The sequence below is a fragment of the Streptomyces sp. NPDC060198 genome (assembly GCF_042728415.1).
GTDB lineage: Bacteria > Actinomycetota > Actinomycetes > Streptomycetales > Streptomycetaceae > Streptomyces.
This window is the reverse complement of sequence record NZ_JBHWZJ010000480.1, coordinates 1-4,620: the sequence shown is the minus strand read 5'-3', so window position 1 is coordinate 4,620 and position 4,620 is coordinate 1. Positions and strand designations below refer to the sequence as shown.

Here is a 4,620-nt window from a genome sequence, read left to right as displayed (position 1 = left end):
GCCCGGTTCCCACCGGGCGGGACCGCCTTCCGTACGACGCCGGGCCCGCGCGTACCCCTGCATGCTCCGGAGGCGGTCCCGCCCGGCCGCCGACGCGCCTCCGGCCGGCTCCCGCAGCGCGCCTCCTGGTTCAGGGCCGCCGGACCGGGTATCCGCTGACCCATGTCCACACGCCCTCTGCCCTCCACCTTCACCTCGTCCACCCGCCTCAGGGGCTGGCTCCAGCAGCGCGACCTGACCGCGTTCCAGGGGGTGGCCGAACGGCACTGGCCGGGCGCCGAGCCCTTGCTGCCCCGCTTGAGCCGCAGCGCCAACCACGGCCTGCTCTGGTTCGGCGCCGCCGCGGGCATCGCCGCGCTCGGCGGCAGCGCACGGGCGCGCAGGGCCGCGCTGCGCGGCGTGGCCTCGCTCGCCCTCGCCTCGGCGGCCATCAACACGGTCGGCAAGGGCGCGGTGCGCCGGGAGCGTCCGGTGCTCGACACGGTCCCGGTGATACGGCGGCTGAAGCGGCAGCCGATCACCACGTCCTTCCCGTCCGGGCACGCCGCGTCCGCCGCCGCGTTCGCCACCGGGGTGGCCCTGGAGTCCAAGGGCTGGGGCGCGGTCGTCGCCCCGGTGGCCCTGGCGGTCGCGGCTTCCCGGGTCTACACCGGGGTGCACTATCCGAGCGACGTCGTGGCGGGTGCCGCACTCGGCGTGGGTGCGGCCTTCGCCCTGCGCGGGGTGGTACCGACCCGCGGCCAGCTCCCCGCCCCGGGCCGGCCGCCCGCCCAGGCCCCTTCGCTCGCCGCGGGCGAGGGCCTGGTGGTGGTCGTCAACGAGCAGTCGGGGACCGCGAGGGGTACGGCTTCGCTGGTGCGGGACGCACTGCCGATGGCCGAGGTGGTGGAGTGCGCGCCCGGCGACCTGGCAGACGCGTTCGCCGGGGCGGTCGGAAGGGGGCGGGCACTCGGTGTCTGCGGCGGCGACGGCACCGTCAACCTGGCCGCGTCGGTCGCGGCGACCCACGGGGTCCCGCTGGCGGTGTTCCCCGGCGGCACCCTCAACCACTTCGCGTACGACCTCGGCATCGAGACGGTGCACGACACGGTGGCCGCCCTGAAGGCCGGTGACGCGGTACGGGTCGACCTCGGACGCTTCCGCCCCGGCCCGCACGGCCCCGACGGGGCGGACGGCTACTTCCTCAACGCCTTCAGCCTCGGCGTGTATCCGGAGCTCGTACGGAAGCGGGAGCACTGGGCACCGCGCATCGGCGGGTGGCCGGCCGGGATGCTGGCGGCCTTCGAGGTGCTGCGCGGGGAACGTCCCCTGGAGGCGGAACTCCAGGGTAAGCGACGCCCGTTGTGGCTTCTCTTCGTGGGCAACGGCCTCTTCCAGCGGGTCGGCCCCGCACCCGGCAGGCGCCACAACCTCGCGGACGGCTTGCTGGACGTACGCGTGGTCCACGGAGGCCGCACTCCCGGGCTGCGCCTGATCGCGGCGGCCGTGGCCGGTCCGCTGACCCGCTCTCCCGTGCACGCGGCGGAACGACGCCGCCGGGTCCGGATCGCCGGACTGCCGCCGGGTACCCCCTACGCGTACGACGGTGAAGTAGCCATCTCAGGAACGGAGTTGCTGGTCGACAAACTCCCCGAAGCGCTGACGGTCTACTGCCCCATGCCGGTGTGAGACCACCGGGGCCCTCTCTCCACCCGAGATGCGCGTCTCACATCACAAGACACACATCTCATCATGCGATCTGCGGCGTACGGTTGACGTACCTCACGCAGCCACGCCCGGAGAGAGGACCTCGGCATGCCGAAGGAAACCGCCGTCTACACCCACGGACACCACGAATCGGTGCTCCGCTCGCACCGCTGGCGCACCGCGCAGAACTCCGCGGCCTACCTCCTCGGCGAACTCGAGCCGGGGATGTCCGTACTGGACGTCGGCTGCGGACCGGGGACGATCACCGCCGACCTGGCCGCGCTGGTCGCCCCGGGCGCGGTGACCGGCCTCGACACCCAGCAGGAGATCCTCGACGCGGCGGCCGCAGCCGCCCGCGAACGCGGCCTGGAAAACGTCTCGTTCGCCGTCGCCGACGTCCACGCGCTGGACTACCCGGACGACTCCTTCGACGTGGTCCACGCCCATCAGGTGCTCCAGCACGTCGGCGATCCCGTGCAGGCACTGCGCGAGATGCGCCGGGTGTGCCGTCCGGGCGGGATCGTCGCCGCCCGGGACAGCGACTACGCGGCGATGACCTGGTATCCGGAAGTTCCGGGCATGGAGGCGTGGTTGACGCTGTACCGGCAGGTGGCCCGCGCCAACGGCGGTGAGCCCGACGCCGGACGCAGGCTCCTCTCCTGGGCACGGCAGGCCGGCTTCACCGACATCGTGCCGACCGCCGCCGCGTGGTGTTACGCCACACCGGAGAGCCGGAGCTGGTGGAGCGGGCTGTGGGCGGACCGTACGGTCGGCTCCGCCTACGCGCAGAAGGCGGTCGAGGGCGGTCACGCCACACCGGAGGACCTCGCGGCGGCAGCGGCGGCGTGGCGCGCCTGGGGCGAGGAGGGCGACGGCTGGTTCATGGTGCCGCACGGTGAGGTGCTCTGCCGGGCATGACCCGGCGAGGCGGTGTCCGGCGGACCAGGGTCGCCCCGGCCATGATCCGCCGCACACCCCACAGGGTCTCCCGAACGTCTTTCGGCCCCTCGCCCACGCGGCGGGGAGGTCCGGACCGGGGCGAATCGATCACACGGTCCGGGGGACCCAACTAACCTCGTACGCATGGACATCCTGGGAACCACGCTACGCGTCTGCGTCGACGACCTGGAGGCCTCGGTGGCCTTCTACGAGGGCATCACCGGCACCCGAGCCCTGCGCTTCGAGCGCGGTGGGGTGTCGGTCGCCGCGATCGGCTGCTTCCTGCTCATGAGCGGGCCCGAGACGGAGCTGGAGCTGCTGCGCAAGGTGGCGGCCACCATCGCGGTCAAGGACGTGGACGAGGCCCGCGAAGCACTCACCCGGGCCGGGGCGCACATCGTCGCCGGCCCGGTCCCGACACCTGTCGGCCGCAACCTGATCGCCCTCCATCCGGACGGCTCGGTCTTCGAGTACGCGGACCGCAACGCCGTCGTCTGACCCGCTCCCGACTCCGCTGCCGCATCCTCTCCCCGCGCTCGCTCGCGTCCCGGGACCCGGGACTCCGCTTCAGGGCCGTCCCCGCTCCGGCCGTCAGGGGAACGCGCCCACCACCAGGTCCGCGAGGAGCGCCCCCGCCGTGCCCGTCGGGTCGAGATCGGGGTCGTAGATCGTGACGTTGAGTCCCACGCACCGGGGTGAGCCGATCAACGTACCCAGCAGAGCGGCCAGTTCGTCCGGGAGGAGCCCGCCGTCGTCGGGGCTGTCGACGGCGGGCATCACGCCCGGGTCGAGCACGTCGGCGTCCAGGTGCACCCAGAACCCGTCGAGCACGGGGGTTTCCAGGGAGGCGACCACCCCCCGGGCCACCTCCTCGGGCCCCCACTCGCGGATCTCTCCGACCGTCAGGTGCGGGATCTTCAGGGCGGTCAGTTCGGCCCGGTCCGCGTCCCCGTCCCGCATCCCGAAGAGGCGGAGGTCCTCGTCCCTCAGATAGGGGCGGAGCCCTTCGAGGTCGGTGAGGTCGTCCTGTCCCCGACCGGTGGCGAGGGCCAGTTCCTCACCGCCTGCCGCTCCGATCCGGTCCGAATTGCCCGGGTGCCGGAAGTCCGCGGACCCGTCGACGGCCGCCAGTCCGTACCTGCCGATCCGGCGCAGGGCGAGGGAGGCGCCGAGCTGGATCGAGCAGTCTCCGCCGAGCACGACCAGGAAGTCGCCCGCCCTGACGTGCCGTTCGACGCGGTCCGCCAGGGTCCGCGTGTAGCGGGCGAGGGCTGTGGCATTGAACACGCCGTCGCCCTCCCGCCAGGTGCCGAGGTCGTAGCGGGGCGGAACCACGACCCCGCCCTCCAGAGCCCCGAGCCTCCGCACGATTCCCAGCTCGCGCAGGGCTCCGGCGAGTTTGTGGCAGCCGGGGACGGTGCCGGGCGACGGGGGTCGCAGGCCCAGGTTGGAGGGTGCGTCGACGACCACGATATTCCGCATGGCTCCCATCCTTCCCGTCGTAACCTGGGCCGCGAGCGGATTTCGCCGCGGGAAGAACACGCGCGGCATCCGGCCGCGTGCGGCGCAGGAGAAGGCAGGCACCACGATGGGCACGCAGCACACGTACCGGGTGATCGTCCGGGGAACCTGGAACGGGCTGACGGACGAGGCACGGACCCGGCTGCTCGCGGAGGTCGCGGACCACGGCCTCACCTCGATGCAGTTCACCGAGGAGGGCTCACTCACCTACGACACCGTGCTGAAGCACTTCAGCTTCCGGTACGTGGTGGTGTCCGACGCCGAGGACGGCGAGGAGATGGCGTCCGCCCTCGCGGAGGAACGCGCGGAGACCACCCTCGAGGCCGGGGGTTACGGTCACGGGCCGCTGCGCTCCACGGCGACCGACATGGACGCCATGAAGATCAACTACAAGGGGCAGCGGGGGTCCGGCGCCGCGTGACGGCCGCCGCCGGACACCCCGACGCCGGTGCCCCGTCCGCCCACGAAGACGGG

At 73.1% G+C, this 4,620-nt stretch carries 5 protein-coding genes; 4 read left to right on the top strand and 1 reads right to left on the bottom strand.

What is annotated here, in order from left to right; genetic code table 11:
- Positions 1-162: 162 nt before the first annotated feature.
- The 3 genes from ACFWEP_RS32030 to ACFWEP_RS32020 all read left to right on the top strand — a co-directional run bounded on the left by ACFWEP_RS32030 (position 163) and on the right by ACFWEP_RS32020 (position 3,123).
- The gene (locus ACFWEP_RS32030; RefSeq protein WP_387375402.1) at positions 163-1,668 is read left to right on the top strand and encodes a bifunctional phosphatase PAP2/diacylglycerol kinase family protein; all 1,506 of its coding nucleotides are present in this window, start codon (positions 163-165) and stop codon (positions 1,666-1,668) included.
- Between the two features lie 126 nt (positions 1,669-1,794).
- The gene (locus ACFWEP_RS32025; RefSeq protein ID WP_387375400.1) at positions 1,795-2,604 is read left to right on the top strand and encodes a class I SAM-dependent methyltransferase; all 810 of its coding nucleotides are present in this window, start codon (positions 1,795-1,797) and stop codon (positions 2,602-2,604) included.
- 165 nt (positions 2,605-2,769) lie between these two features.
- A complete protein-coding gene (locus ACFWEP_RS32020; protein ID WP_387375398.1) occupies positions 2,770-3,123 on the top strand; it encodes a VOC family protein in 354 nt (117 codons plus the stop codon).
- A 93-nt stretch (positions 3,124-3,216) separates the two neighbouring features.
- Here ACFWEP_RS32020 and ACFWEP_RS32015 read toward each other — a convergent pair whose 3' ends face one another.
- Complete coding sequence (locus ACFWEP_RS32015; RefSeq protein WP_387375396.1) at positions 3,217-4,107, bottom strand: arginase family protein; 891 nt, start codon at positions 4,105-4,107, stop codon at positions 3,217-3,219.
- Positions 4,108-4,213: 106 nt separating this feature from the next.
- Here ACFWEP_RS32015 and ACFWEP_RS32010 point away from each other — a divergent pair, with 106 nt between their 5' ends.
- The gene (locus ACFWEP_RS32010; protein WP_387375403.1) at positions 4,214-4,567 is read left to right on the top strand and encodes a DUF6204 family protein; all 354 of its coding nucleotides are present in this window, start codon (positions 4,214-4,216) and stop codon (positions 4,565-4,567) included.
- Positions 4,568-4,620 lie beyond the last annotated feature (53 nt).

Excerpts from the sequence above, each read along its gene's own strand:
- ACFWEP_RS32025 (WP_387375400.1), top strand. The coding sequence starts at position 1,795 with ATGCCGAAGGAAACCGCCGTCTACACCCACGGACACCACGAATCGGTG.
- ACFWEP_RS32030 (WP_387375402.1), top strand. The coding sequence starts at position 163 with ATGTCCACACGCCCTCTGCCCTCCACCTTCACCTCGTCCACCCGCCTC.
- ACFWEP_RS32020 (WP_387375398.1), top strand. The coding sequence starts at position 2,770 with ATGGACATCCTGGGAACCACGCTACGCGTCTGCGTCGACGACCTGGAG.
- ACFWEP_RS32015 (WP_387375396.1), bottom strand. The coding sequence starts at position 4,107 with ATGCGGAATATCGTGGTCGTCGACGCACCCTCCAACCTGGGCCTGCGA.
- ACFWEP_RS32010 (WP_387375403.1), top strand. The coding sequence starts at position 4,214 with ATGGGCACGCAGCACACGTACCGGGTGATCGTCCGGGGAACCTGGAAC.